Origin of the sequence: Rhizobium subbaraonis, assembly GCF_900220975.1 — a bacterium.
Classification (GTDB): domain Bacteria; phylum Pseudomonadota; class Alphaproteobacteria; order Rhizobiales; family Rhizobiaceae; genus Mycoplana; species Mycoplana subbaraonis.
Map to the genome: position 1 here is coordinate 283,354 of NZ_OBQD01000005.1, position 25,741 is coordinate 309,094.

A 25,741-nucleotide genomic window follows, 5' to 3' on the forward strand; every position below is an offset into this window, starting at 1 on the left:
TTTTGCTCGACACCCGCCGATTTCGGGTAAATCTCTCCGGCGCCCCCTTGCCCCTTGCCTCGCCGACGGCCGCACCGCTAAGGATGAGGCAACTTCGCACCATCAAAGAGGCAGCCCCATGGAACAACCGATCCTGGCCCGGCGTCTGCTGGACGTCATCGAGAACGATATTCTTCCATTGACGGAAAAAGGCGTCGCTGCAGGAAACAAGATCTTCGGCGCGGCCATTCTGAAGAAATCCGATCTCTCGCTGGTTCTGGCGGAAACGAACAACGAGACCGAGAATCCGCTTTGGCACGGTGAAGTGCACGCGCTGAAGCGCTTCTACGAGCAGGCGGTCATACCCGACACAAAGGAGCTTGTGTTCCTCTCGACCCACGAGCCGTGTTCGATGTGCCTGTCGGCCATCACCTGGGCGGGCTTCGACAACTTCTATTATTTCTTCACCCACGAGGATTCGCGTGACGCCTTCGCCATTCCGCACGACCTGAAGATCCTCAAGGAAGTGTTCCGCCTCGATCCGGGCGGCTATGCGAAGCAGAACGCCTTCTGGCGATCGGCGGCGATCGGCGACCTGATCGCCACGACGCCGGGGGCGGAAAAGGTTGAGTTGCAGGCACAAGATACGCGCATCCGCGAAGCCTACGAAACGCTGTCAGCCGCCTACCAGTCCGGCAAGGACGACAACAGCATCCCGCTCAACTGAGCGCCAAACGGAGTGGAACCATGCAGCCGTCCCGCGACATCAAGGGCCTTCTCGACATCATGGCGGCACTTCGCCAGCCGGAAACCGGCTGCCCGTGGGATGTGGTGCAGACATTCGAGACGATCAAGCCTTACACGATCGAAGAGGCATACGAGGTGGCGGATGCGATCGAACGCGCCGACATGCACGACCTCTGCGACGAGCTCGGCGATCTGCTGCTGCAGGTCGTCTTTCACGCCCGGATCGCCGAAGAGGCGGGGGAATTTTCCTTCGGCGACGTGGTCGAGGCGATCACGAACAAAATGATCCGCCGCCATCCGCATGTCTTCGACCGTTCGGAGGCCGATACGCCGGAGCGGGTCAAGGTCCAGTGGGACGCGATCAAGCAGGCCGAGAAGCGCGAGCGCCACGAGCGACGCCAAAGCCGCGGCCTGCCGCCAGAAAACGATGCAGGCTATCTTGGCACAGTTCAGCGTTCATTTCCCGCGCTGGTTGAAGCCCTGAAGCTGCAGGAGCGCGCCGCCAAGGTCGGCTTCGACTGGTCCGAACCCGAGCCGATCCTCGACAAGATCGAGGAGGAGGTCGGCGAACTGCGCGAGGCGTTGCGACAGGGCGACCGGAAGAAGGTGGCAGACGAGCTCGGCGACCTCATCTTCGCCGTCGTCAACATCGGCCGCCACACCGACACCGACGCCGAAATGGCTCTGCGCGGCACCAACGCGAAATTCCGCCGCCGCTTCGCCCATATCGAGACCGAGCTGGAAGCCGCCGGCGAGACGCTGGAGCAGGCGACGCTGGAGCGGATGGAAGACCTCTGGGAGGCCGCCAAGGCGATCGAACGGCAGATTGGGTGAACGGCGTCCTTCGCGGCGGCGACCAACGTCGGGCAAGCAACAGAACCCCTTGGAGACGGCCGCATGTTTGAGGATCGCTGGTTGAGCACCCCGGTCGATCGGATCGAATGCCGCTTGGTCGGCGACTTCGAGCTTGCCAAAGCGGTGGAGACGAACAGAAAATCGATATGGGCATCGACAAGTTCCAGGCACCCCGAAGCCTTCGACGGTACGCTGCTGCGCATGGCAGATCATCGCATCGAATGCGGCCAGCTGACCATCTCAGCACAAAAGACTTGCTATTCCGCCTACCTGGCGACACGCCATCCCGAATTTGACGACGAATATCCGGACGCGGCACGCGCCGATCCGCTTGGAATGACTGTCGTCGTCCTGACAGCAGACGATTGCGCCATTGTCACGAGACGGAGCCTTACGGCCGAGCAGAATCCCGGCGGACTTTACTTCGTGGGAGGGTACGCAGAGCCCAACGGTTCGAAGACCGTCGATCTTTTCCAGGAAGCGGCTCGTGAAATCGCAGAGGAAATTGCCGTCTCCGACCTCATCCGTTCTGCATCCTATGCGATTGGCCTTTCCTACGATCCCGTCTTTTGTCACCCGGAAATGTTCCTGTTGACGGTCAGTCGTTCGACGGCGACGCAGGTCCTGGATGGGGCAGGCAACGCGCCCGATCGGAACGAAGCCGCACACCTCTACGCCTATCCTCTGGACGACATTCTCAACGGGGACAGTGCCCTGGCAGATGCCCCCAAGACATGGAGCTTCCTCAAAGCCAGAGCTTTTCTAGCTCGTCATTTCGAAGCGTAAACACCGGTGGCGCATCGACGTTTCGCGCGATCCCGCTGCGAACGACCCGAAACTCACACAGATGATCGCCCGCTACCGCTCCCAGTCCTCGAGCGGCCGCTTCTCTCCCTGCCCCAGCCTCCGGTCGAGTTCGGCCGCCTCGGTCTCCGTCAGCCGCACGGCGACGCGGACGCTGCCATCCTCCTGGTCCTCGCGCTCGTCGACGATCGAATGGTCGTAGAGCCAGGGCAGAAGCTGCAGCTTGTCGATCGGCAGCACCACGTCGCGATCGACGAGGACGCCGGACAGACGGCGATTGATCTCGGCCATCAGCGCGTCGACCCCCTCGCCCGTCAATGCGGACACCGCGATGGTATTGGGCGTCGACGCCGCCTTCTGCACCAGTGCCTCGCGTGCTTCTGCCGGCAGGTCGTCGATCTTGTTCCAGACCTCCAGGATACGTTCGGCGCCGTCCTTCTCGTCGATGCCGAGATCGGCGAGGATGCGCAGCACATCGGAAGCTTGTGCGCCATTGTCCGGGTCCGACATGTCGCGCACGTGCAGGATCAGGTCCGCCTCCAGCACCTCTTCCAGCGTCGCCCGAAAGGCTGCGACGAGATGGGTGGGCAGGTCGGAAATGAAGCCGACGGTGTCAGAGAGGATCACGGTGCGCCCCTGCGGCAGCTTCATCCGCCGCAGCGTCGGGTCCAGCGTGGCAAACAGCATGTCCTCGGCCAGAACGCCCGCGCCGGTGATCCGGTTGAACAGCGTCGATTTGCCGGCATTCGTATAGCCGACGAGCGCCACGATCGGATGGGGAACCTTCTTGCGCTTGGCCCGGTGCAGCTGGCGCGTGCGACGCACCTGCTCCAGCTCGCGCTCCAGCCGCACGATGCGTTCCTGCAGCAGCCGGCGGTCGGCCTCGATCTGCGTTTCGCCGGGGCCGCCCATGAAGCCGGCACCGCCGCGCTGACGCTCAAGGTGGGTCCAGCTGCGGACCAGCCGGCCCTTCTGGTAGTTGAGATGGGCAAGCTCGACCTGCAACGTGCCTTCCTTCGTGGAAGCCCGGCGGCCGAAAATTTCCAGGATGAGGCCCGTCCGGTCGATGACCTTGGCGTTCCACTCCTTCTCGAGGTTGCGCTGCTGAACCGGCGTCAGCGGGTGATCGACGATGACCAGACCGGCATCGTTCGCATCGAGCGCCGTCTTGATCTCGGCGATCTTGCCGGTGCCGAGCAGCGTGCCCGGCTTCGGCTGGCTGACCGGGACCACGGCCGAGAAAACCACCTCGAGATCGATGGCGCGTGCAAGCCCGATCGCTTCCGCCAGCCGCGCCTCGTCGGAACGGGAAACGGCGCCGCTGGCGTCGACTTTCCCCTTCTTGATCACCGGGGCAATGACGACCGCCCGCGAATCGTCGCGGCGCTTCTCGAGCTCCGGCACAATGGAATCCTGACTTGTATCGCGCTTGCTAATGAGCCTTGACCTTTGTCAGGAGGCGCCTTCCTCGGTCTCGAACATCTGCAGCGGCTGACCGGGCATGATGGTGGAGATCGCGTGCTTGTAGACGAGCTGCGAGTGGCCGTCGCGCCGCAGGAGCACACAGAAGTTGTCAAAAGACGTCACAACGCCCGTCAGCTTTACGCCATTGATAAGGAAGATTGTGAGGGAGATCTTTTGCTTGCGAACAGTATTTAGAAAAAGGTCCTGCAAATTCTGAGAACGTTCCGCCATGGCGCCGCTTCTTTCTTGATTGCCGATCCTGACGACCGGTTGACTAAAACTTGATGCCCCGTGAGGTTCGAAGCATCGTTCGCCCCTCCATCCGCTTAGGTATCAAATCGCAATCTTCTCCGCAACGTCGAAAAAAACATCACGCAGTTTCTGCGCGCTCCCGCCGGGATGGCCGTTTGCAACGGGTTTTCCGTCGATTTCGACCACAGGGAAGCAGATGCTCGTCGCCGCGGAGATGAACACCTCACGCGCGTTCATCATCTCCGCAACCGTAAAGGCGCGTTCCACGACCGTCATGCCGACTCGTTCGGCCACGTCCATCAGCGACGTCCGCGTGATTCCCCTGAGGATGCCGTGGTCTGCCGGACGGGTCACGAGCCGGCCCTCGCCGTCCACGATCCAGACATTGGTCGCAGCCCCTTCGGTGACGTTACCCTCCGCATCTACGAAGATCGCTTCCTGCGCCCCGCTCTCCTTCGCCTGCTGCCTTGCCAGCACGTTGGGCAGCAACCCGACGGTCTTGATATCGACGCGATCCCAGCGATTCTCCGGCACGGTGATCGCCCTGATGCCGATTTCGTTCTTGCGCGCGATGACGCCCGGATCGGTCGACTTCGCAGTGACGACGATCGATGGCGCGACGTCTCCTGCCGGAAAAACATGATCGCGCCGCGCCACCCCGCGCGTGACCTGCAGGTAGAACAGGCCGTTGTGCACCCTGTTTCGCCGCAGGACCTCGCGGATCACCACGACAAGCGCCTGCCGTGACATCGGCCAGGCGATGCACAGTTCGCCCAGCGACCGGCCCAGGCGGTCGAGATGCCGCGTCAGATCGACGATAAAGCCGTGGCGAACCTCGCAAACCTCATAGACGCCGTCGGCGAACTGGTAGCCGCGATCCTCGACGTGGACGGCCGCCTCGGCATGACGCACATACTGACCGTTGACATAGGCAAAACGTGGCATGGGAACCGCCTAAAAATACTGGATGCTGACACGGAAAAGCTGCTGGACATGGCGGACGGCTTCCACCGTCGCAAACAGGACGACCCTGTCCTTCGCCTTGATGCGGACGTCGCCGTCTGGCCGGACCACCTTGCCGTCGCGCAGGATGGCGCCGATGCGAATGCCCTCGGGAAGGTCGAGGTCCCGGAACGGCCTGCCGACCAAAGGCGAGGTCTCCAGCGCCTCCGCCTCGATCACCTCGGCCGCCCCGCGCTGCACCGCGTAGACCCGGCGGATGCGCCCCTTCCGGACATGCTGAAGGATGCCGGAGATCGTCACCGCCCGCGGATTGATGTGCGCGTCGATGTCCATGCTGCGAATGAGTTCCTGATAGGAGGGATCGTTCAGGAGGACGAGGTTGTGCTTGCAGCCGAGCGCCTTGGCCATCACGCCGCCCAGAATATTGATCTGGTCGTTGTTGGTCAGCGTGACCACGAGATCGGCGTCCTGGATATCGGCCTGCTGCAAAAGCTTCTGGTCGAGCGCCGACCCATGCAGGACGACGGAATTGCGCAAGTTATCGGCGATATGGACGGCACGCTCCCGGTCGCTCTCGATGATCTTGATGCGGGTGCGCGGCTGAAACTCCTCGATCGTCTTGGCAACGAAGAGACCGATATTGCCGCCGCCGGCAATGACGATGCGCGCGGCCTCCTGCTCCTCGTGCCCGAAAAGCGATAGCGTGCGCCGCACCTGCGTCGCATCGCAGACGACATAGGCAAGGTCCCCGGTCTGCAACTCGTCGCCCGATCGCGGCACGAACAGCTTGCCATCCCGGTAGACGCCGGTCACCGTGGCCATGAGGTCCGGAAAGAGCTCCGTCAGCTGCTGCAACGGCGTGTTGACGACGGGGCAATCCTCCATGCACTCGATCGCCAGCATCACGATCCGGTCGTCGGCGAAACGTACGACGTCGGTGGCACCGGGAAAGGAAATGCGCCGGAGAACCATCTTGCCGACCTCGATCTCCGGGGAAATCGCCACGTCGATCGGCATGTCGTCGCGCGAGAAGAGATCGGAGTACTCCGGCGCCAGATAGCTCTGCGCACGGATGCGGGCGATCTTGGTCGGCACCTTGAACAGCGAATGCGCCACCTGGCAGGCGACCATGTTGATCTCGTCGTGCAGGGTGACGGCGATGATCATTTCGGCCTGGTCCGCGCCCGCGCGTCCCAAAACGTCCGGATGCGCGCCGTGGCCCACCACGCCGCTCACGTCCAAGGTCTCGGTGATCGCCGAGATCAGCGAAGCCGAGGTATCGATGACCGAGACGTCGTTGCCCTCCTGCGACAGACGCTCGGCGATGCCGTAACCCACGCGGCCGGCGCCGCAAATAATGACTTTCATGTCACGCCCCTCGCCGCTCCCACATCGCCCTCAGACGCCGAGCGACTTCAGTTTGCGATGCAGCGCGGAACGTTCCATGCCGACGAACTCGGCGGTCCGCGAAATGTTACCGCCGAAGCGGTTGATCTGCGCCACGAGATAATCGCGCTCGAACATTTCGCGCGCCTCACGGAGCGGCAGCGTCATGATGTGCTGGTCGCCCTGGGTGGAGACCTTCGGCAGCATGTCGCCGACGTCGGTCGGCAGCATGTCGGCGGTGATGACGCTGTCGGGGCCGTCGCTGCGGGCGAGGATCATCAGCCGTTCGATATTGTTGCGCAGCTGACGGATGTTGCCGGGCCAGTCATGCGCCTGCAACACCGCAAGCGCGTCGTCTCCGATCTTGCGGGCCCGGATGCCGGCCTGCTCGCTGACCTGGCGCATGAACATGTCCACGAGGAATGGAATGTCCTCGCGCCGCTCGGCCAGCGCCGGCACGCGCACGGGCACAACGGCGAGACGGTGATAGAGGTCTTCCCGGAACGCGCCCTCCGCGATCTGGCTTTCCAGATTGTAGGCGGTGGAGGAAATGATCCGGACGTCGACCTTGACCCGCTTCGATCCGCCGACGCGTTCGAACTGCTGGTCGACCAGAACGCGCAGGATCTTGTTTTGCGTCTCGCGCGGCATTTCGCCGATCTCGTCGAGGTAGAGGATGCCGCCATGCGCTTCTTCGAGCGCGCCGGTCTTGCGCTGCTGCCCAGGCCCGCCTTCGGTGCCGAACAACGCAATCTCCATCCGCTCGGGCGTGATTGCGGCCGCATTGAGGACGACGAAGGGACCGCCCGCGCGCGTCGACTTGCGATGGATCATCCTCGCGACGAGTTCCTTGCCGGATCCGGAGGGCCCGAGGATCATGATGCGGCTGTTGGTTGGCGACACCTTCTCGATCGTCTGGCGCAGCTGCGAGACGGCAACCGACGTACCGATCAGCTCGGCCGCGTCGCCGGACCGGCGCTTCAGCTCCGTGACTTCGCGACGCAGCTTCGAATTTTCCAGCGCCCGTTCCGCGATCAGGATCAGTCGGTCCGCCTTGAAGGGCTTTTCGATGAAATCGTATGCGCCGCGGCGAATCGCGGAGACGGCGGTCTCGATGTTGCCGTGACCGGAGATCATCACGACCGGCAGGTCCGGATAGCGGCTTTTGATTTCGTCAAGCAGGGCAAGGCCGTCCAGCCGGCTGCCCTGCATCCAGATGTCGAGAAACACCAGCCGCGGGACGCGATCGCTTATGGCCTGGAGCGCGCTGTCGCTGTCGTAGGCAGTGCGCGTCTCGTGCCCCTCGTCGGAGAGGATTCCCGACACGATCTCGCGGATATCCTCTTCGTCGTCCACAACCAGAATGTCAGAGGCCATGTGTCAGTTCCTTGTCACTTTTTTCCGCATCGACAGCCACATTTTCCTCGACGGGCAGGATCACGCGGATCATCGCCCCGTGGCCGTTGTCGAAGTCCGCGGGGGCATCGTGCAGTTCCAGCTGCCCGCCGTGGTCTTCTATGATTTTCTTGACGATCGCGAGACCGAGCCCAGTGCCCTTTTCGCGCATTGTCATGTAGGGCTCCAGAATCCGGTGTCGGTTTTCCGTCGGCAGCCCTTTGCCGTTGTCGATCACGTCGACGACATATCGTCCGCTTCCCGCCTCCCGCCGCGCCCGCACGAGCACCTTGCGCTCGTCGCGCTGCCCGTCGGCCGGCAAGGCCTCGATCGCCTCGACGGCGTTCTTGATGATATTGCCGAAGGCCTGGCCGAGCATGCGCGAATCGAAATGCCCGACCAGCGGCTCGGCATCGAAGTCCTTCACGAAAGTAACGTGATTGTTGCCCATCTCGCGCAGGAACACCGCATCCTTGAGGATGCTGCGCAGGTCCGCCTGGTCCTTGGTCGGCTTCGGCATGCGCGCGAACGAAGAGAACTCGTCCACCATGCGGCCGATATCCTCGACCTGGCGCACGATCGTGTCGGTACACTGGTCGAACACGGCACGGTCGTCCTGGTTGATCTGCTTGCCGTAGCGACGCCGGATCCGCTCCGCCGAAAGCTGGATCGGCGTCAGCGGGTTCTTGATCTCGTGGGCGATCCTGCGGGCGACGTCGGCCCATGCGGTCGAGCGTTGCGCGATCACGAGATCGGTGATGTCGTCGATGGTGATGACGTAGGATTCCTTCGCGTCCTTCGCCTCCTCGCGCGTCACCTGGACGTTGAGCGTGCGTTCGGTGCCGCCGCGCATGATGTTGATCTGCCGGCGGTAGTCGTTGCGGTACCGCGGAGAGGCTTCCTGCAGGACGGCAGCGACCTCGGGCGCGACCTCCGAAAGCTGCGCCCCCACAAGCGCGCCGGCGTCCCGGCCGAAGAGAAGCTCGGCGGAAGAATTGGCGATCGTCAGGCGTCCACCCTCCTCCACGCCGATCACCGCCGCAGTCACGCCCGATAGCACCGCCTCGATGAAGTGGCCGCGCTGCTCCATCTCGTCCTTGGCATCGAGAATCTGGCCCTGCTGGGCGCGAATCTCCGAGATCATCTTGTTAAAGGTCCGCGACAGGCTGCCGACGTCGCCATCGGCCGTGCGCACCGGCACATGGACGTCAAGGTTGCCCGAAGCGACGGCATCAGCAGCCCCGATCAAAAGCCGGATCGGGCGGACGATGCGGTCGGCGACCGCAATCGCGGTCCAGATCGCCGCCAGCAGCACGATCAGCGCAAAGCCGAGATAGAGCACGCCGAAGGCAAGTTGCAGCGACGTTCTGCCAGCCTCCAGTGCCCGGTATTCGGCCGTATTGTCCTCCATCTGCCGCATCGAGCGCATGACTTCGGGATCGACCGTGCGGATCGTGTAGAGAAAGGTGTCGGGAATATTGTCGATCTTTATGACGGCGCCGACGAGGTTGGTCGTGCCCGGCGGGATCAGCGTCGGCTGGCCGGACGCCGCGGCCTCCAGCGCTTCTTCCGGAACTGCCGGCAGCGGCTTGTCGGTTGGAATGTTCGCCTGCAGGATTGGCGAACCGTCGCCGCGCACAAGGAATGCCCCAAGCATGCCGCGACCCCGCGCCTGCCGGGTGATCAGTTCGGCAAATCCGGTGCGGTCGAGGCTGTAGAGCTGGCGGTTCCGCTCCAGGTCGTTCGACATCGAAACCGTCTGCCCCTGGAGATAGCTGGCATTCTCCAGGACATAGGCCTGGGCGACGTTCAGCGACGAACTGACGATCGACTGGGTGCGGATGGAAAACCAGCGATCGAGCCCGACGTCGAGGGTGATCGAAGCGAAGATGGCGACCAGAATCGCCGGCGTGATCGCCACGACCGAGAACAATGCCACGATGCGCACATGCAGCCGTGCTGCGGCACGGCCGCGCGAACGCGCCTTCAGCAGCCGCGCGATCTCGCGCCCGATGAGGATGATGAGACCGAGCACGAACAACGCGTTGACCGCGACGGAGGCGATGATGACGTTGGCCTCGGGCTTGATCGGCGTCAGCCCCAGCAGGATGAAGAGCGAGATGGTCGCAGCGATCAGCGCCCCGCCGGCGAGAAGCAGGCCCGGAAGCGCGAACGATGCCCTGCGGTCGCGACCGTTGCCGGCCGTTTCCTGTCCGCCCCCGATCAGGGTCGCGTTGTCGTTCATTCGCTGCACTCGCTCCAACCGGCCATGGCTGGCCGGTACCCTCGTTCATCCTGATGCGTCCGAATGAAGGCGGGATCCCGTACCGTACAGGGGGAACGGCAGATGTAATCTGCCTATTCGCCACCGCGCCCATCTGTTACCACCAAGCAACACAATGTGGCGAAAATGCAACGCGGCTTGGCGCCAAGTCAAGCCAGCCGGGAGCTTCGGTAGACCGAGACGCCGAGTTCGCGAATCTTCTTGCGCAGGGTGTTCCGGTTGAGACCGAGCAGATCGGCCGCCTTGATCTGGTTTCCGCGCGTCGCCGTCAGGGCGGCGAGGATCAGCGGATACTCCATTTCGGCCAGAACACGGTCGTAAAGCCCCGGAGGCGGCAGGCCATCGCCGAAACTGGCGAAATACTGACGCATGTTTTCCTCCACCGCCTGGGAGATCGAAAGCGAGCCGTTGCGGGCCGACGCCTTCTCGATCGGGCTGTCGGGCACGTCGGTGCGCAGCTCGGTGTCTATGATTTCGCGGGTGATGACATCCTGTGGATAAAGTGCCGTCAGGCGCCGGATGAGGTTCTCCAGCTCGCGCACGTTGCCCGGCCAGGAATGCGCCTTCATCAGTTCCAGTGCTTCCTGGTCGAATCGCTTGGAGTCCAGACCTTCCTTTTCGGCCTGCTGGACGAAATGGCGCACCAGGTCCGGAATGTCCTCCGCCCGGTCGCGAAGCGGCGGCAACCGCAGCGGCACGACGTTCAGGCGGTAGTAGAGATCTTCCCGGAAAAGGCCCTGATTGATCGACTGTTTCAGATCCTTGTTGGTGGCAGCGACGATGCGCACGTCGGTGCGGATCGGGGTGCGACCGCCGACGGTGGTGTATTCGCCCTGCTGGAGCACGCGCAGAAGACGTGTCTGTGCGTCCATCGGCATATCGCCGATCTCGTCGAGGAACAGCGTGCCCCCCTCCGCCTGCTCGAAGCGGCCGGTCGAGCGATTCTGCGCACCGGTGAAGGCGCCCTTCTCGTGGCCGAACAGCTCCGATTCGATCAGGTCACGTGGAATAGCCGCCATGTTGATCGCCACAAACGGCCCGTTGCGGCGCTTGCCGTAGTCGTGCAGCGCGCGCGCCACCAGCTCCTTGCCGGTACCCGATTCGCCGGTGATCATCAGGGTCAGGTCTGTCTGCATCAGCCGGGCCAGGACGCGGTAGATCTCCTGCATGGCAGCCGAACGTCCGACCAGCGGCATGCCGTCCTGGGTGTCGTCGTCGAGTTTCGCCGGCTTCTTCTTCGGCTCGGCCAGAGCCCGGCCGATGATCGCGATCAGTTCGGTCAGGTCGAACGGCTTCGGCAGGTAGTCGTACGCGCCACGCTCGGACGCCTTGATCGCCGTCATGAAGGTATTCTGCGCGCTCATGACGAGCACCGGCAGGTCGGGCCGTGCCTTCTTGATCCGCGGCAGGAGGTCAAACGCGTTCTCGTCCGGCATCACGACGTCGGTCACGACGATGTCGCCCTCGCCCGCCGCGATCCAGCGCCAGAGCGTCGCGGCGTTGGAGGTGATGCGAACATCGTAGCCTGCCCGGCTCAGCGCCTGGTTGAGAACGGTTCTGATCGCCGCATCGTCGTCGGCAACAAGGACTGTGGCGCCTGTCATCTGCTATTTCCTCTGCTCTCCGGAGGTATCATCTTCCTCGCGCAGCCCCTTGGAGGCGGGCATCAGCACGCGAAACGTTGTGCGGTGGCCCTGGCTGTCGCATTCGATGATGCCGCCATGGCCGCCGATGATCTTGGCGACCAGCGCCAGTCCGAGACCCGACCCGTTGGTCTTGGTCGTGATGAAGGGATCGAACAGGTGCGGCAGCAAATCCGGCGGCACGCCCGGCCCGTTGTCGTGAACGCAGAACTCGAGCGGCAACGAAACCTTCTCGCGCGTGCCCGCTACGGACAGGCGGATGCCCGGCCGGTAGGCCGTCGTCAGCATGATCTCGCCATCTGGCCTGTCGCCCACCGCCTCGGCAGCGTTCTTGATCAGGTTGAGGAACACCTGCACCAGTTGGTCGCGATTGGCGTAGACCGGCGGCAGCGAGGGATCGTAGTTCTCTGTGATCTTGATGTGACGGGCAAAGCCGGCGCTGGCCACCGCCTTCACATGGTCCAGCACGGAATGGATGTTCAGCGCCACCCGGTCGACGGGACGCTCGTCCGAGAACACTTCCATCCGGTCGACCAGCGAGACGATCCGGTCCGTCTCATCGCAGATCAGTCGCGTCAGCGCCCGGTCGTCGTCGACAACGGAGGTTTCCAGCAGTTGCGCCGCGCCGCGAATGCCTGACAGCGGGTTCTTGATCTCGTGCGCCAGCATCGACGCCAGCCCCGTGACCGAGCGGGCAGCGGCGCGGTGCGTCAGCTGCCGGTCGATCTTGTCTGCCATCGATCGCTCCTGCAGCACCACGACCACGGAACCGGCAGTCGTCGAAACCGGGGCAACATAGAGATCGACGAGCTTGTCAGCGCCGAGCCGCGGCGAACTGAGGTCTACCCGATACTCGTTCACAGGAGCGCGCCGCTCCCTGACCTGTTCGATCAACGTTAGAAGAGGACTGCCGAAGGGTATGAAAGTGCTGATATTATAGCGGGCAAGATGGCTTGCGCTGGCGCCAAAGAAGCTCTCTGCCTCCCAGTTGGCGAAAGCGATGTGGCCGGCCTCGTCGACGAGGATGACGGGATGCTGAATAGCGTTCAGCACCGCCATGGCCAGCCCGTTCGTGTCGGCCTGAGTATCCTTGTCCGAACTGCTCATTACGCCGCCTTTTCCTTCATTGGCCCGGCAGCAGCACCGCCGTCGATCAGGGCCGCCGCCAGACGATCGGCGACGAACTCCGCGTCGGTCGACACCATGAGCGCGCCTCTCTGCGCCGGCGCGATACCGGGCGCATGTCGGTCCAGATACCAGCCCACGTGCTTTCGCGCGTGGCGGAGGCCGGCGACGGTGCCATAGAAATCGAGCATCATCCGATAGTGCTCCACGGCGATGGCTGCCAGTTCGTCCCCCGCAGGCGCCGCGCAGACGCCGGCAACGACGGCCGGATGCCACGGACGCCCCTGCGCAGCACGGCCGATCATGACCGCGTCTGCGCCCGACCGGCGCAGGATATCCGCGCAGTCCTCGGCGGTATCGACGTCGCCATTGGCGACAAGCGGAACCTGGATGCGGTCGCGCACGGCGCCGATCGCATCCCAGTCGGCCTTGCCTTCGTAGAACTGCATGCGGGTGCGCCCATGCACAGTGATCATCTGCGCGCCTGCGCCCTCCGCGCGTGCTGCAATTTCCGGCGCATTCAGGCAGTCGTGGTCCCAGCCGAGCCGCATCTTCACCGTGACGGGCACCGTCACCGCCTTCACGGTCGCCTCGATCAGCCGCAGTGCATGGTCGGGCTCCCGCATCAGGGCAGAGCCGGAATAGCCGCCGATCACCTTCTTTGCGGGGCATCCCATATTGATATCGATGATGTCGGCACCGTTTGCCTCGGCGAGGCGGGCCGCCTCCGCCATCCAGACTGCGTCGCGTCCTGCCAGTTGCACCATGTGCGGGCGAATCCCGCGATTGCGGATGCGCGCCCAAGATTCCGGTGCATTCGCCGCGAGCTCCCGGCTCGCCACCATCTCCGTCACCACCAGCCCCGCGCCGAACCGCCACGCAAGTTCGCGAAACGGCAAGTCGGTCACGCCCGACATCGGCGCGAGCACAACGCGGTTGCGCAGAACCTGTCGTCCGATCGACAAGGGTTCGGAAAGGCTCACCTCTGTCAAATGCTCATCTTTCAAGCAGACCAAAATCGTGCCCTATTTTTAGACAATCAGAAAGGTATTGCCAAGTCGTTTCCGTCACCTGCCGCAAAATTCCGCAACTCGGCTGGCATTGAGGCGACGATCGTTCTACATCGGCTCAAACCGCTTCGATCGCGAGGAACCAGAACACGATGAGCGCACAAAATCGGATCAATTGCGGCGTGATCATCGTTGCGGCGGGACGCGGAGAACGAGCCGGATCGCACCCGGATGGTCCGAAGCAGTATCGGCGCATTGCAGGAAGGCCGGTTATCTCCCATACGCTGGATGCCTTTGTCAAATGGGCGCCCGATGCCCCGATCGTCGTCGTCATCCATGCGGACGACCGCGATCTTCTTGCCGCCGCGCTGTTACAGGTGAATGGCAGTAGCGGCAATATCCGCGTGGTCACGGGCGGTGCGAGCCGCCAGCAGTCCGTACTGGCCGGACTGGAAGCCATGGCGGGCGCCGACATCGAACATGTCCTGATCCAGGATGCCGTCCGCCCGTTCGCGGATCCCGCATTGCTCGATCGCGTGGAGGCAGCACTTGCGGCCGGTGCCCGGGCAGTGCTGCCGGCGGTCGCCGTCGCCGACACGCTCAAGCGGGCCGGCATCGACGGCGACGTCGCAGAAACCGTGCCGCGCGCAGGTCTCTTTGCCGCCCAGACACCGCAAGCTTTTCACTTCCAGACGATTCTCGATGCGCACCGACAGGCTGCCGCCGGGGGCCAAAGCGATTTCACCGACGACGCTGCCATCGCCGAATGGGCGGGCGTGCCCGTGCGCCTCGTCGAAGGAGCCGTCGGAAACGTCAAGCTGACTTTGCAGAAAGATATCATCATGGCAGACGAAAGACTGTCCGCGCCCCTTCCCGACGTGCGCACCGGCAATGGCTACGACGTCCACCAGCTCGAACCCGGCGACGGCGTCACGCTCTGCGGCATCTTCATCCCGCACGACCAGCGGCTGAAGGGCCATTCGGACGCCGACGTCGCCCTCCACGCGCTGACGGACGCGTTGCTCGCTACCTGCGGCGCCGGCGACATCGGCGATCACTTTCCGCCGTCCGACCCGCAATGGAAGGGGGCGCCCTCGCGCATCTTCCTCGAGCACGCGGCAGGCATCGTCCGCCAGAACGGCGGCACGATCATGAACGCCGACGTCTCGCTGATCGCCGAGGCCCCCAAGATCGGCCCTCATCGCGAGGCCATGCGGATGAAACTGTCGGAAATACTCGCAATCTCGCTCGACCGCTGCTCGGTCAAGGCGACGACGAACGAGAAGATCGGCTTTATCGGCCGCCGCGAGGGGATCGCCGCGATCGCCACGGCAACCGTCGTCTACGGAAAACGCAAGCCATGAGCATGTGGCCCGCCGATATCGAGGCAACCGCACATGACATTGTGTCGGATTGGACGAGGCGAGGCCTCATGGCGGCAACCGCGGAGTCCTGCACCGGCGGGCTGATTGCGGCGGCACTGACGGAGATCGCCGGCTCCTCGGCCGTGGTCGATCGCGGCTTCGTCACCTATTCCAACGACGCCAAGATGCAGCTTCTCAAGGTTTCGGAAGAAACGCTTGCCGCCCATGGCGCCGTATCGAGGCAAACCGCCATCGAGATGGTCGAAGGCGCGCTCACGGCCTCCCGTGCCGACGTCGCGGTCGCCGTCACAGGCATCGCCGGTCCCGGTGGCGGCTCTGCGGAAAAGCCGGTCGGCCTGGTTCATATCGCAGCCGCCAACCGGAACGGCGCCACGCTGCACCGGGAAATGCGCTACGGCGACATCGGCCGCCAGGCGATTCGGCTTGCCACCGTCCTGACGGCGCTGGAAATGCTGATCGAGGCGGCCGGCCCGTAGCACGGCACCTTCATCGCGCGGGCGAAAACCGCTTCACGCCGGTCGCATGCGCGCCGGCCATCGATGCCTTAACCGAGGATTGCGTTCTAGCGCCTTCGCCGCCGTCTGCCACATTGAAGACGAGAACAGCTGCCACCGCGATCGAAACGGCGTTCAGCGCGAGCAGGATTGCGTGCATGGTGCCGACCTCTGTTACCGTGTCCTATCGAACTGACGGCCAGCCACCGGCTTTTGTTCGCCAGAAAATCGCCGGTTCTCGACTGGATCCGCTTGCCGCCGTTACCAACACGGAAGGATGTCAGGCGTAGATCTTTTCGGCACGCTTCTCGAAGGCTTCGGAGAACATGTGGAAGGCCCGGTCGAACATCGAGCCCATGAGGGCGCCCAGGATGCGGCTCTTGAACTCGTAGTCGATGAAGAAGTGGACGCTGCACCCGCCGCCGTCGACCGGTTCAAAGCGCCAGCGGTTGTCGAGGTAGCGAAACGGACCGTCGATATACTTCACGTCGATCGCCTGTTCCGCCGGATTGAGCAGCACCTGCGTCGTGAACGTCTCACGAATGGCCTTGTAGCCCACGGTCATGTCCGCGACGAGCAGCTCCTTGCCGTCCCGCTCCTTGCGGGAGCGAACCACAAGCCCTTCGCACAGGGGCAGGAATTCGGGATAGCGCTCCACGTCGGCGACGAGCGCATACATCTGTTCGGGCGAGTGCGGCACCTGCCGCCGGGTTTCGAATTGGGGCATGTGCTGGAGATATTCAAACACAGTCGCAGAAACAAGATGCGATACGCCTCGAAAGCGCGCCGGCCGGCAGGGCGCGCCGGTTTCGGGTGCGCCATCCCGGCGACGATACAAGATCGGAGCGCTATTTAACCTCTGCCGAGACACGCCCGAGGGCCGAGAGGATTGCCGCCGCGGCAATCTCGGCCTGATGCACGTCGGTCTGGAAGTTGCAGACCGAGATCCGCATCACCTGTCGACCGCGCCACTGCGCGCCGCCGACAAAGATCTGGCCGTCCTTTTGCACAGCTGCGATCACCTCCTGCGTCAGGCGGTCGCCCGCCTCCCCGTCCGTGCCGAAGCGGACGATGACCTGGTTGAGCACCACCTCGTTGAGCACGCGAACGTCCTGTCGCTCGCCCAGGATTGCGGCGATCGCTGCGGCCGCCTTGCAATTGCGCTCGATCATATCCGCGATGCCGTGACGGCCAAGGTGCCTGATCATCGCCCAGGTGGCAAATCCCCGCGCCCGCCGCGACAGCTCCGGCACGTAATGCGACGGATCGCGTTCGCCCTCGCCGGCAAGGGGCAGGTAGCTCGCGGCGATTGTCATGGCGCGGCGATGGGCAAGCTCGTCGCGCACGATCGCATAGCCGCTGTCATAAGGCGTCTGCAGCCATTTGTGCCCGTCCGTGGCCCAACTGTCGGCCTCTTCCACGCCCGCTGCCAGCGCCCGCCTTTCCAGGCTTGCGCTTGCCCAGAGGCCGAAGGCGCCATCGACATGCACCCACGCGCCCTTGCCCTTCGCCAGAGGTATGAGCGCGTGAAAGTCGTCGAACGCACCGGTATTGATCTGCCCCGCCTGGAGGATGGCGATGGCTGGTCCATCGACGCCCGACAAGGCCTCCTCGAAGGCGTCCGCTCGTATCCGCCCTTCCCCGTCGGTCGCCACGCGGATGACGCGGTCGTGGCCGAGGCCAAGAAACTGCAGGGCTGAGAAGACCGTCGTATGCGCGTCGTCGCCGATCAGCACGGTTATCGGCGGAGCGCCGAACAGACCGCGCGCGTCGGCATCCCAGCCGTGCCGCCGCAGCACCGCCCCGCGTGCGGCCGCAAGACAGGTGAAGTTGGCGACCGTTGCGCCCGTCACGAAACCGACGGAGCATTCGCCGGGAAGATGAAGCAGTTGCAGCAGCCAGCGTGCGGCCACCGTCTCCACGGCCGCCGCCGAGGGCGCGGCCGTATGGTTGCCGGCATTCTGCCCCCAGGCGGACGTCAGCATGTCGGCCGCCACGCCGACCGGGTGCGACCCGCCGATCACCCATCCGAAGAAGCGCGGTCCGGCCATGAGGTGCAGGCCGGGATCGGCGCGCGCGGCCAGGTCCGAAATCAGTGCGTTCGCCTCTGCCGGGCCTTCCGGAAGGGCCTCGTCGAATGCGGCGACGCTGCCGGCATAGTCGCGAAGCGGTCGGTGCGGCCGCTCCGCTACAGCATTGCGAAACCGGGCGGCGCTTTGCGCCGCCAAGCGAAAGAGGGCTTCGATATCCATCCGCGATCCTCCCTGCGGACAAATTCGCAACGTCAGCCGTTGCGATCGCCCCAACCTACGTCCACCCGCTGCCGCCGCCAAATGATTTCGCGATGGCGGCATCTGAGAGCATGGCTTGTGGAGGTCGAAAGAGGGGAGCGAGCTATCGGCCGACGTATCCCGTGCCTGACAGGAGGCGCTTCAGCGCCAGCACAAGCCGCTCATACTGTGCATGCGAACGCAGGACCAGTACTGGAACGGTCGGGTGTTCCTCAAGCCGCTCCTCGATCTCCGGGCTTTCGCTCCGCTCGAAATTCCAGATGTAGCGCAGGAATTGGAGGTCGAGGCGTTCCGGACATCCCTCGGCCATGTCCGGGCGCGACCGTCCCCGATATCTGAGCCATCGTCCGGTCACGCCCCGGAGCGATTTCCATCGCGGCGGTCGCAGCCACAAGACGAGATCGGTGCGCGGCAGACGAAGCGACAGCGTACCGGGACTTGTTCCGTCCATGATCCAGCGTGGTTTGTCGACGGCTTCCCTGAGCCGGGCGAGCGCTTCGGCTCGTGGCCGCGGCTGCCAGCCCTGCAACCAGAATATATCCCTGTCCATCGGCACGTGCGGCAGGTCGAGCATCCCCGAAAGGCGCGCGGCCAGCGTGCTCTTGCCGCTGCCCGAACAGCCAATGACGAGCACCCGCGATGCGCTTGCAAGGCGGGCCGCCACCTCATCGAGGTCCTCGGCCATGGGACGCCCCTCCTCTTACTGAAACGCATTCGGGCCGCGGTCTTGCAACCACGGCCGTGTGGATCTTTCTGTGTGAATCTGACTGTGCCGCCTATTCGGCAGCGGCCAGGAGCTTCTTTTCGCGCGCAGCCTTCAAGCGGGCGAAATCGTCGCCGGCATGGTGCGAGGAGCGCGTCAGCGGGCTCGACGCCACCATGAGGAAGCCCTTGGTATAGGCGACCGTCTCGTAGGACTTGAACTCGTCGGGGGTGACGAACTTCTCCACCTTGTGGTGCTTGCGGGTCGGCTGCAGGTACTGTCCGATCGTCAGGAAGTCGACATCGGCGGTGCGCAGGTCGTCCATCAGCTGCAGCACCTCGTTGCGCTCCTCGCCGAGGCCCACCATGATGCCCGACTTGGTGAACATGGTCGGGTCCAGTTCCTTCACCCGCTGCAGAAGGCGGATGGAGTGGAAGTAGCGCGCGCCCGGGCGCACCGTCAGGTAGTTGCCGGCGACCGTTTCCATGTTGTGGTTGAAGACGTCCGGCTTGGCGGCCACGACGCGCTCCAGCGCACCCGGCTTCTTCAGGAAATCGGGGGTGAGGATCTCGATCGTCGTTAGCGGCGAAGCCGCCCGGATCGCCCAGATCACCTTCTCGAAATGCTCGGCACCACCGTCCTCCAGGTCGTCGCGGTCGACGGAGGTAATGACGACGTGGCTAAGGCCCATCTGGCGCACGGCCTTGGCGACGTTTTCGGGCTCGGCCATGTCGAGCGCGTTCGGCTTGCCGGTGGCGACGTTGCAGAAGGCGCAGGCGCGCGTACAGATCTCGCCCATGATCATGAAGGTGGCATGCTTCTTGTCCCAGCATTCGCCGATATTGGGGCAGCCGGCTTCCTCGCAGACCGTGACGAGCTTGTGCTCCTTCACGATAGAGCGCGTCTCCTGGTAGCCCTTGGAGACGGGTGCCTTAACGCGGATCCACTCCGGCTTGCGCGCGACCTCGGTATCGGGGCGATGCGCCTTCTCCGGATGACGGAGGCGCTTTTCTTCGCCCGGGACAGTCCTGTCGAGGATGGTGACCATTTCAAACCTGCCTTCAGCCGCTTCTTACAATCGCATGTCGTGGCCGCAAAACCGCTATACACTTTTGCGCGACATGCGTGCGCGCGAAAAATCCGTCAACGCCTGACGAGCTTGGCGACAAATAACAAAATGCACGAGCCGACGAAACCCTGCACGAGGTAACCCAGCCAACCGCTGGCGACATGGATTCCGGCCCGGTCGAAGATCGCATTCGCCAGCACCGCTCCGATCATGCCGATCACGATGTTCATGAGGATGCCAAAGCGAAGGTCCATCAGCTTGCCGGCAAGCCAGCCCGAAAGCCCGCCGATGACGATCCCCGTAATCAAGCCCACTTCCATTCCGTCCGTTCCTTTGTATCCGTTCGCCCGTGGGCGGCCGATCCGCCGCGTCGGTCATATGGGCAAGCGCGCCGCCGGCCGCAACGAGGGCCGCATATCGCCCTGTCTCTCGTCATGCCGGACTTGATCCGGCATCCAGCCCGCGCAAGTCTTTGCGCGGATCGTGCTTTTCCCGTGCCCCTCACCCGCCTGCCGGCATCTTCTCCCCTCAGGCGGGGAGAGTTAGGGTGAGAGGAAAACTGTGAAGCCCCGCTCCTTCTAGCGACTTAAGCGTTCAACGCCCGCCCGTAGGCGTCGAGCACGCTTTCCTTCAGCGTTTCCGAAATCGTCGGATGCGGGAAGATCGTGTGCATCAGCTCTTCCTCGGTCGTCTCGAGGTTCATGGCTACGACGAAGCCCTGAATCAGTTCGGTCACTTCCGCGCCGACGAGATGCGCGCCGAGCAGTTCGCCGGTCTTCTTGTCGAAGATCGTCTTCACGAGGCCCTGGTCTTCTCCAAGCGCGATCGCCTTGCCGTTGGCGACGAAGGGGAAGCGGCCGACGCGGATGTCGCGGCCCTGCTCCTTCGCTTTTGCTTCCGTCAGCCCCACCGAGGCGACCTGCGGGTGGCAATAGGTGCAGCCGGGGATCTTCAGCTTGTCCATCGGATGGACGTTCGGCAGGCCCGCGATCTTCTCGACGCAGATGACGGCCTCGTGCTCGGCCTTGTGCGCCAGCATCGGCGGGCCGGCAACGTCTCCGATGGCATAAATGCCGGGCACGTTGGTCTTGCCGTAGCCGTCGATCGCTATGAAGCCGCGATCGGTCTTCACGCCGAGCGCCTCAAGCCCGATGTTCTCGATGTTGGCCTGAACGCCGACCGCCGAGATCATCCGGTCGGCGGTGATCTTCTCGACCTTGCCGTCCTTCATCTCCACGTGCGCTGTGATCGAATTCGCGCCCTTCTCCACCTTGGTGACCTTGGCCTCCAGATGGATCTTCATGCCCTGCTTCTCGAACTGCTTCTTGGCGAGCGCGGATATCTCAGCATCCTCGACCGGCATCACCGTCTTCATCACTTCAACGACCGTGACGTCGACGCCGAGCGTGCGGTAGAACGAGGCGAACTCGATGCCAATCGCGCCCGACCCCATGACCAGCAGCGACTTCGGCATTTCTGCCGGCTTCATCGCCTCGAAATAGGTCCAGATCAGCTTGCCGTCCGGCTCGATGCCCGGAAGCGCGCGCGGACGCGCGCCGGTGGCGACGATGATGTGCTTCGCGGTGTAGGTGCCCTCGGGCAGCACGTTCTTCGGCAGCGGGGCCTGCGGCTCGACGGGCTTTTTCGACGTCTTGGAGACGACGATCTCGCCGGGCTTGGAAAGCTTCGCCTCGCCCCAGATGATGTCGACCTTGTTCTTCTTCATCAAAAAGCCGACGCCGCCGTTCATGCGCTGGGCGATGCCGCGCGAGCGGGCGACGATGGCCTTCAGGTCCGGCGTCACACTGCCTTCGATCTTGATGCCGTAATCGCCGGGGTGCTTCGCATAGTGGAAGATCTCGGCGGAACGCAGCAGCGCCTTGGTCGGGATGCACCCCCAGTTCGAGCAGATGCCGGCAAGGTGCTCCCGCTCGACGATCGCCGTTTTCAGGCCGAGCTGGGCGGCCCGAATCGCAGCGATATAACCGCCGGGACCCGAACCGATAACGATGACGTCGTAGGCATTCGACATGAGCGCTTCCACTCCTCTTTTTCTCTTGTGCGGGTGCGCTCCGATCGGAGGCCGTACCCGCTGTCGCTATAGAGGACCGGAAAGCGCGCTTGCCGTCCCTCAGGGAAGCTCGTCAGCGGCTTCGAACCGCGTGAGCATTCCAAAGATTTCGTCCTTGAGCCGCATCCGCTCCTTGCGCATGTCCGCCATGCGAAAGTCGTCGGTCGGCTCGATATCCGTCTCTGCCCGATGGATCGCCCGATTCACCGCGTCGTACTCGTCGGTGATGCGGTGAAAATGTCCATCGACTTCCCGCAAATGCCGGATCTTGCCGACATGCTCGGGAAACTCTTCTGCAAGCTGGTGCGGGGTGTTCGACATGGCAGCATCTCCTGTTTGAAGTCGATGCGGCAAGCCTACCTCGCCGGGTGTATCACTCCTTGATCCCCGTCAAACGCCGTCTTCAAAGTCCAAGCATCATGCGCACGACGGGCTCCAATCCCCGGCCGATAGCCCGTGTGTTGGTGGCATCCAGATGCACGCCGTCCAGCGGTGTCGTCTCGGCAACGGAGCCGGCATCGAAGAAACCGCAGCCCTTCTCGTCAGCAAGGTCCGCATAAAGCGTCGCCAGCATCGCCGACTGTTCGACGCCGCCCGCAAACATCGCCGCAAAGGTCGTATTCGCCGTCTCGCACAGGGGCGGCGGCGACACGATCAGGATGTCGGGCCGCTCCTCGCTGTCGAAGGACCAGACGTGGTGCCGCACAAGATCGATCAGCCGCTCCATGCCCTGCACCGCGCCGAAGGCCGTGCCGCAGATCGCAGGCTTCATGTCGTTGGCACCGAGCATGATGATGACCAGATCGAGCGGGTCGTGGCTGTGCAGCACGGTCGGCAGGATGCGGGCGCCGTTGCGGTCGCAGTCCGCCAGATGATCGTCATAGGCGGTCGTCCGCCCGTTCAGCCCCTCGGCGATCACCTGCACGCCAGGCCCGAGCGCCTTGGCAAGCACGCTCGGCCAACGGTCCTCCAGCGGATGGCGCCCGAGCGTCTCCGCGTCATAGCCCCATGTCAGGCTGTCGCCATAGCAGAGAACCGTCTTCATGGCCGAACCACTCCGTTAGACGAGCATCCCCATCGGGTTCTCGATGTAGCGCTTGAAGGCGCCCAGCAGTTCTGCCCCGAGCGCGCCGTCGACACAGCGGTGATCGGTCGAAAGCGTGACCGTCATCGCCTGGACGATGGCGATCTCGCCGTTCTTCACCACGACGCGCTGCTCGCCCGCGCCGACCGCAAGGATCGTCGCATGCGGCGGATTGATGACGGCGGCGAAGTTCTTCACGCCCATCATGCCCATGTTGGAGACGGACGTCGTGCCACCCTGGTATTCCTCGGGCTTCAGCTTGCGTTCCTTGGCGCGCTTGCCGAGGTCCTTCATCTCGTTGGAGATGGCCGACAGGCTCTTGGTCTCCGCGTGGCGGATGATCGGCGTGATCAGACCGCCGGGGATCGACACGGCGACGCCGACGTCGGCGTGCTTGTGCTTGACCATCGCCTGCTCCGTCCAGGAGACGTTGGCGTCCGGCACATCCCGTAGCGCTAGCGCCATGGCCTTGATGACCATGTCGTTGACCGAGAGCTTGTAGGCCGGCTTGCCGTCCCGCTCGGGTGCTGCGGAATTGAGCTGCGACCGCAGCGCCATCAGTGCATCGAGTTCGCAATCGACCGAAACGTAGAAGTGCGGCACGGTCTGCTTGGATTCCACCAGCCGGCGGGCGATCGTCTTGCGCATGCCGTCGTGCGGCACAAGCTCGTAGGAGCCATCCTCGAACAGCTTCAGGACCGCATCGTCGGAGGCGCCCTTAGCCAGCGGTGCGGCAGGCGCAGCTGCAGCGGCAGCAGGCGTTGCCGCCTTCTTCGCGCCACCGCCGGAAACGGCAGCCTCGACATCGGCCTTGACGACGCGGCCATGCGGGCCGGAGCCCGCGATCGCGGAAATGTCCAGACCGGCTTCCTTGGCGAGGCGTCGTGCCAGTGGGGAAGAGAAGGTGCGGTTGCCGTCTGCCTTGGAGGCAGAAGCGACAGCCGGTGCCGGTGCGGCTTGAGCCGGAGCGGGTTCGCTCTTGGCTGCGGGCTCCGGCGAAGCGGCAGGTGCCGCCTCAGCCTTCGGCGCCGGCGCATCGCCGCCGGCGCTTGCGGCCGCCTTCACGTCCTCTCCATCGGCGGCAAGGATCGCGATCAGCGAGTTGACCTTGACGCCTTCGGTGCCGGCCGGAACGACGATTTTGGCAACGGTGCCCTCGTCTACGGCCTCGACTTCCATCGTCGCCTTGTCAGTTTCGATCTCGGCGATGACGTCGCCCGACTTGACGGCGTCACCTTCCTTGACCAGCCACTTCGAGAGATTGCCCTCTTCCATGGTCGGCGACAGGGCAGGCATGGTGATGTTGATCGGCATGTCTCCGCCCTCCCGTTACTTGTAGCAGACGGTCTTCACCGCCTGGACGACTTCGCCGACGTTCGGAAGCGCGAGCTTCTCGAGGTTGGCGGCGTAGGGCATCGGCACATCCTTGCCGGCGATCGTCAGGATCGGCGCATCGAGATAGTCGAACGCCTGCTGCATGACGCGCGTGGCAATCTCGGTGCCAACCGAGCTCTGCGGATAGCCTTCCTCGACGGTGACGAGGCGGCCGGTCTTCTTCACCGATTCGATGATCGTCGGCAGGTCCATCGGGCGGATCGTGCGCAGGTCGATCAGTTCGACGTCGATGCCGTCCTTCTCGAGTTCGGCAACCGCCTTCGTCGCATAGGTCATGCCGATGCCGAAGGAAACGACGGTCGCGTCCTTGCCGGCCTTGTGGATGCGCGCCTTGCCGATCGGCAGCACGAAATCATCGAGCTTCGGCACGTCGAAGTGCTGGCCGTAGAGGATCTCGTTTTCCAGGAAGATGACCGGGTTCGGATCGCGGATCGCAGCCTTCAGCAGGCCCTTCGCGTCGGCTGCCGTATAGGGCATGACGACCTTGAGGCCCGGGATATGGCTGTACCAGGCGGCATAGCACTGCGAGTGCTGGGCGGCGACGCGGGCGGCAGCACCGTTCGGGCCGCGGAAGACGATCGGGGCGCCCATCTGGCCGCCGGACATGTAGAGCGTCTTGGCTGCCGAGTTGATGATCTGGTCGATCGCCTGCATGGCGAAGTTGAAGGTCATGAACTCCACGATCGGCCGCAGGCCGGTCATCGCGGCTCCGACGCCGACACCGGCAAAGCCGTGCTCGGTGATCGGTGTGTCGATGACGCGCTTGGCGCCGAACTCCTGCAGGAGCCCCTGTGTGATCTTGTAGGCGCCCTGGTACTCGGCCACTTCCTCGCCCATGACGAAGACGTCGCCGTCGCGGCGCATTTCCTCAGCCATGGCATCGCGGAGCGCTTCGCGCACCGTGGTGGAGACCATCTCGGTGCCGGCCGGAATATCCGGATCGGCAGCAACTTCAGTCTTCGGCGCTGCGGGAACGGAGGCAGGGGCGGCCTGCGCCGCCAACGGAGCCTCGACCTCGGCGCCCTTGGCGCCGGCTGCGACCTCGTCCTGGCCGACGCCCTTGCCGAGCTGGTCGACGTCGTCGCCCTCTTCAGCAAGAAGCGCGATCAGCGTATTGACCTTCACGTTCTCGGTACCGGCCGGCACGACGATCTTGGCGATCGTACCCTCGTCGACGGCTTCCACTTCCATGGTCGCCTTGTCGGTCTCGATCTCGGCGATGACGTCGCCAGCCTTGACCGCGTCGCCCTCGTTCTTGAGCCACTTGGAAAGCGTGCCCTCTTCCATTGTCGGCGACAAGGCGGGCATGAGAATATCGATTGGCATGGTGTTTCCTCCGCCC

General features: G+C 63.9%; 25 protein-coding genes. 5 read left to right on the forward strand and 20 right to left on the reverse strand.

Translation table 11 applies throughout. The annotated features are described in order from the left end of the window. The first annotated feature begins 118 nt into the window (after positions 1-118). The 3 genes from CRO48_RS09585 (at position 119) to CRO48_RS09595 (ending at position 2,367) form a co-directional block, all read left to right on the forward strand. On the forward strand, positions 119-706 hold the full coding sequence (locus CRO48_RS09585; protein WP_097138526.1) for a deaminase: 588 nt from the start codon (positions 119-121) through the stop codon (positions 704-706). 20 nt (positions 707-726) lie between these two features. Then, positions 727-1,560: a nucleoside triphosphate pyrophosphohydrolase gene (mazG, locus tag CRO48_RS09590; RefSeq protein WP_097138528.1), complete on the forward strand. Its 834-nt coding sequence runs from the start codon at positions 727-729 to the stop codon at positions 1,558-1,560. A 63-nt stretch (positions 1,561-1,623) separates the two neighbouring features. Continuing rightward, positions 1,624-2,367 (forward strand): NUDIX hydrolase, encoded by a 744-nt coding sequence (locus tag CRO48_RS09595; RefSeq protein WP_097138530.1) that lies wholly within the window; start codon positions 1,624-1,626, stop codon positions 2,365-2,367. A 72-nt stretch (positions 2,368-2,439) separates the two neighbouring features. Here CRO48_RS09595 and hflX read toward each other — a convergent pair whose 3' ends face one another. The 9 genes from hflX to dusB form a co-directional block, all read right to left on the reverse strand. Next, entirely contained in the window at positions 2,440-3,789 is a 1,350-nt protein-coding gene (hflX, locus tag CRO48_RS09600; protein WP_245423477.1) for a GTPase HflX, read from the reverse strand. A 48-nt stretch (positions 3,790-3,837) separates the two neighbouring features. Continuing rightward, the gene (gene hfq / locus CRO48_RS09605) at positions 3,838-4,080 is read right to left on the reverse strand and encodes an RNA chaperone Hfq (protein WP_097138535.1); all 243 of its coding nucleotides are present in this window, start codon (positions 4,078-4,080) and stop codon (positions 3,838-3,840) included. A gap of 102 nt (positions 4,081-4,182) precedes the next feature. After that, positions 4,183-5,046 carry a D-amino-acid transaminase gene (locus tag CRO48_RS09610; protein ID WP_097138536.1) on the reverse strand — a complete coding sequence of 288 codons (864 nt, stop codon included), beginning with the start codon at positions 5,044-5,046 and terminating at the stop codon, positions 4,183-4,185. A 9-nt stretch (positions 5,047-5,055) separates the two neighbouring features. After that, on the reverse strand, positions 5,056-6,432 hold the full coding sequence (trkA, locus tag CRO48_RS09615) for a Trk system potassium transporter TrkA (RefSeq protein WP_097138538.1): 1,377 nt from the start codon (positions 6,430-6,432) through the stop codon (positions 5,056-5,058). A 30-nt stretch (positions 6,433-6,462) separates the two neighbouring features. Next, on the reverse strand, positions 6,463-7,827 hold the full coding sequence (ntrX, locus tag CRO48_RS09620; protein ID WP_097138540.1) for a nitrogen assimilation response regulator NtrX: 1,365 nt from the start codon (positions 7,825-7,827) through the stop codon (positions 6,463-6,465). Next, positions 7,817-10,090 carry a sensor histidine kinase NtrY-like gene (locus tag CRO48_RS09625; RefSeq protein WP_097138543.1) on the reverse strand — a complete coding sequence of 758 codons (2,274 nt, stop codon included), beginning with the start codon at positions 10,088-10,090 and terminating at the stop codon, positions 7,817-7,819. The genes ntrX and CRO48_RS09625 overlap by 11 nt, the downstream gene beginning before the upstream one ends. Positions 10,091-10,278: 188 nt before the next feature. Next, the gene (gene ntrC, locus CRO48_RS09630; protein ID WP_097138545.1) at positions 10,279-11,733 is read right to left on the reverse strand and encodes a nitrogen regulation protein NR(I); all 1,455 of its coding nucleotides are present in this window, start codon (positions 11,731-11,733) and stop codon (positions 10,279-10,281) included. A 3-nt stretch (positions 11,734-11,736) separates the two neighbouring features. Further along, on the reverse strand, positions 11,737-12,879 hold the full coding sequence (locus CRO48_RS09635) for a two-component system sensor histidine kinase NtrB (RefSeq protein ID WP_097138547.1): 1,143 nt from the start codon (positions 12,877-12,879) through the stop codon (positions 11,737-11,739). Further along, positions 12,879-13,913 carry a tRNA dihydrouridine synthase DusB gene (dusB, locus tag CRO48_RS09640; protein ID WP_097138549.1) on the reverse strand — a complete coding sequence of 345 codons (1,035 nt, stop codon included), beginning with the start codon at positions 13,911-13,913 and terminating at the stop codon, positions 12,879-12,881. The genes CRO48_RS09635 and dusB overlap by 1 nt, the downstream gene beginning before the upstream one ends. A gap of 146 nt (positions 13,914-14,059) precedes the next feature. Here dusB and CRO48_RS09645 point away from each other — a divergent pair, with 146 nt between their 5' ends. Together CRO48_RS09645 and CRO48_RS09650 are read left to right on the forward strand one after the other, a co-directional pair. Beyond that, positions 14,060-15,271, forward strand: a complete 1,212-nt coding sequence (locus tag CRO48_RS09645) for a bifunctional 2-C-methyl-D-erythritol 4-phosphate cytidylyltransferase/2-C-methyl-D-erythritol 2,4-cyclodiphosphate synthase (protein WP_097138551.1) — start codon at positions 14,060-14,062, stop codon at positions 15,269-15,271. A gap of 2 nt (positions 15,272-15,273) precedes the next feature. Then, a complete protein-coding gene (locus tag CRO48_RS09650; RefSeq protein ID WP_097138772.1) occupies positions 15,274-15,768 on the forward strand; it encodes a CinA family protein in 495 nt (164 codons plus the stop codon). Between the two features lie 10 nt (positions 15,769-15,778). On the opposite strand, the gene CRO48_RS32150 is transcribed toward CRO48_RS09650, so the two are convergent. From CRO48_RS32150 to CRO48_RS09700, 11 genes are all read right to left on the reverse strand, one after another. After that, on the reverse strand, positions 15,779-15,946 hold the full coding sequence (locus CRO48_RS32150; protein WP_176526706.1) for a hypothetical protein: 168 nt from the start codon (positions 15,944-15,946) through the stop codon (positions 15,779-15,781). Positions 15,947-16,066: 120 nt separating this feature from the next. Beyond that, entirely contained in the window at positions 16,067-16,513 is a 447-nt protein-coding gene (locus CRO48_RS09655) for a type II toxin-antitoxin system RatA family toxin (protein ID WP_097138553.1), read from the reverse strand. Positions 16,514-16,634: 121 nt separating this feature from the next. Continuing rightward, a complete protein-coding gene (locus CRO48_RS09660) occupies positions 16,635-18,038 on the reverse strand; it encodes a pyridoxal phosphate-dependent decarboxylase family protein (RefSeq protein WP_097138555.1) in 1,404 nt (467 codons plus the stop codon). 142 nt (positions 18,039-18,180) lie between these two features. After that, positions 18,181-18,762, reverse strand: a complete 582-nt coding sequence (locus CRO48_RS09665; protein WP_097138557.1) for a P-loop NTPase family protein — start codon at positions 18,760-18,762, stop codon at positions 18,181-18,183. A gap of 91 nt (positions 18,763-18,853) precedes the next feature. After that, complete coding sequence (gene lipA / locus CRO48_RS09670) at positions 18,854-19,828, reverse strand: lipoyl synthase (RefSeq protein ID WP_097138559.1); 975 nt, start codon at positions 19,826-19,828, stop codon at positions 18,854-18,856. A 95-nt stretch (positions 19,829-19,923) separates the two neighbouring features. Then, on the reverse strand, positions 19,924-20,169 hold the full coding sequence (locus CRO48_RS09675) for a GlsB/YeaQ/YmgE family stress response membrane protein (protein ID WP_097138561.1): 246 nt from the start codon (positions 20,167-20,169) through the stop codon (positions 19,924-19,926). A 266-nt stretch (positions 20,170-20,435) separates the two neighbouring features. After that, positions 20,436-21,881, reverse strand: a complete 1,446-nt coding sequence (gene lpdA / locus CRO48_RS09680) for a dihydrolipoyl dehydrogenase (protein WP_097138563.1) — start codon at positions 21,879-21,881, stop codon at positions 20,436-20,438. 99 nt (positions 21,882-21,980) lie between these two features. Next, positions 21,981-22,241: a YdcH family protein gene (locus tag CRO48_RS09685; RefSeq protein ID WP_097138565.1), complete on the reverse strand. Its 261-nt coding sequence runs from the start codon at positions 22,239-22,241 to the stop codon at positions 21,981-21,983. 82 nt (positions 22,242-22,323) lie between these two features. Continuing rightward, positions 22,324-22,965, reverse strand: a complete 642-nt coding sequence (locus tag CRO48_RS09690; RefSeq protein ID WP_097138567.1) for an SGNH/GDSL hydrolase family protein — start codon at positions 22,963-22,965, stop codon at positions 22,324-22,326. 15 nt (positions 22,966-22,980) lie between these two features. After that, positions 22,981-24,318 (reverse strand): pyruvate dehydrogenase complex dihydrolipoamide acetyltransferase, encoded by a 1,338-nt coding sequence (locus CRO48_RS09695; protein WP_097138569.1) that lies wholly within the window; start codon positions 24,316-24,318, stop codon positions 22,981-22,983. 15 nt (positions 24,319-24,333) lie between these two features. Continuing rightward, positions 24,334-25,725: a pyruvate dehydrogenase complex E1 component subunit beta gene (locus CRO48_RS09700; RefSeq protein WP_097138571.1), complete on the reverse strand. Its 1,392-nt coding sequence runs from the start codon at positions 25,723-25,725 to the stop codon at positions 24,334-24,336. Positions 25,726-25,741: the final 16 nt, after the last annotated feature.

Bases quoted from the DNA above. Each gene is read 5' to 3' on its own strand.
- CRO48_RS09585 (WP_097138526.1), top strand. From the start codon at position 119: ATGGAACAACCGATCCTGGCCCGGCGTCTGCTGGACGTCATCGAGAAC.
- mazG (WP_097138528.1), top strand. From the start codon at position 727: ATGCAGCCGTCCCGCGACATCAAGGGCCTTCTCGACATCATGGCGGCA.
- CRO48_RS09595 (WP_097138530.1), top strand. From the start codon at position 1,624: ATGTTTGAGGATCGCTGGTTGAGCACCCCGGTCGATCGGATCGAATGC.
- hfq (WP_097138535.1), bottom strand. From the start codon at position 4,080: ATGGCGGAACGTTCTCAGAATTTGCAGGACCTTTTTCTAAATACTGTT.
- CRO48_RS09610 (WP_097138536.1), bottom strand. From the start codon at position 5,046: ATGCCACGTTTTGCCTATGTCAACGGTCAGTATGTGCGTCATGCCGAG.
- trkA (WP_097138538.1), bottom strand. From the start codon at position 6,432: ATGAAAGTCATTATTTGCGGCGCCGGCCGCGTGGGTTACGGCATCGCC.
- ntrX (WP_097138540.1), bottom strand. From the start codon at position 7,827: ATGGCCTCTGACATTCTGGTTGTGGACGACGAAGAGGATATCCGCGAG.
- CRO48_RS09625 (WP_097138543.1), bottom strand. From the start codon at position 10,090: ATGAACGACAACGCGACCCTGATCGGGGGCGGACAGGAAACGGCCGGC.
- ntrC (WP_097138545.1), bottom strand. From the start codon at position 11,733: ATGACAGGCGCCACAGTCCTTGTTGCCGACGACGATGCGGCGATCAGA.
- CRO48_RS09635 (WP_097138547.1), bottom strand. From the start codon at position 12,879: ATGAGCAGTTCGGACAAGGATACTCAGGCCGACACGAACGGGCTGGCC.
- CRO48_RS09645 (WP_097138551.1), top strand. From the start codon at position 14,060: ATGAGCGCACAAAATCGGATCAATTGCGGCGTGATCATCGTTGCGGCG.
- CRO48_RS09650 (WP_097138772.1), top strand. From the start codon at position 15,274: ATGTGGCCCGCCGATATCGAGGCAACCGCACATGACATTGTGTCGGAT.
- CRO48_RS32150 (WP_176526706.1), bottom strand. From the start codon at position 15,946: ATGCACGCAATCCTGCTCGCGCTGAACGCCGTTTCGATCGCGGTGGCA.
- CRO48_RS09655 (WP_097138553.1), bottom strand. From the start codon at position 16,513: ATGCCCCAATTCGAAACCCGGCGGCAGGTGCCGCACTCGCCCGAACAG.
- CRO48_RS09660 (WP_097138555.1), bottom strand. From the start codon at position 18,038: ATGGATATCGAAGCCCTCTTTCGCTTGGCGGCGCAAAGCGCCGCCCGG.
- CRO48_RS09665 (WP_097138557.1), bottom strand. From the start codon at position 18,762: ATGGCCGAGGACCTCGATGAGGTGGCGGCCCGCCTTGCAAGCGCATCG.
- lipA (WP_097138559.1), bottom strand. From the start codon at position 19,828: ATGGTCACCATCCTCGACAGGACTGTCCCGGGCGAAGAAAAGCGCCTC.
- CRO48_RS09675 (WP_097138561.1), bottom strand. From the start codon at position 20,169: ATGGAAGTGGGCTTGATTACGGGGATCGTCATCGGCGGGCTTTCGGGC.
- lpdA (WP_097138563.1), bottom strand. From the start codon at position 21,881: ATGTCGAATGCCTACGACGTCATCGTTATCGGTTCGGGTCCCGGCGGT.
- CRO48_RS09685 (WP_097138565.1), bottom strand. From the start codon at position 22,241: ATGTCGAACACCCCGCACCAGCTTGCAGAAGAGTTTCCCGAGCATGTC.
- CRO48_RS09690 (WP_097138567.1), bottom strand. From the start codon at position 22,965: ATGAAGACGGTTCTCTGCTATGGCGACAGCCTGACATGGGGCTATGAC.
- CRO48_RS09695 (WP_097138569.1), bottom strand. From the start codon at position 24,318: ATGCCGATCAACATCACCATGCCTGCCCTGTCGCCGACCATGGAAGAG.
- CRO48_RS09700 (WP_097138571.1), bottom strand. From the start codon at position 25,725: ATGCCAATCGATATTCTCATGCCCGCCTTGTCGCCGACAATGGAAGAG.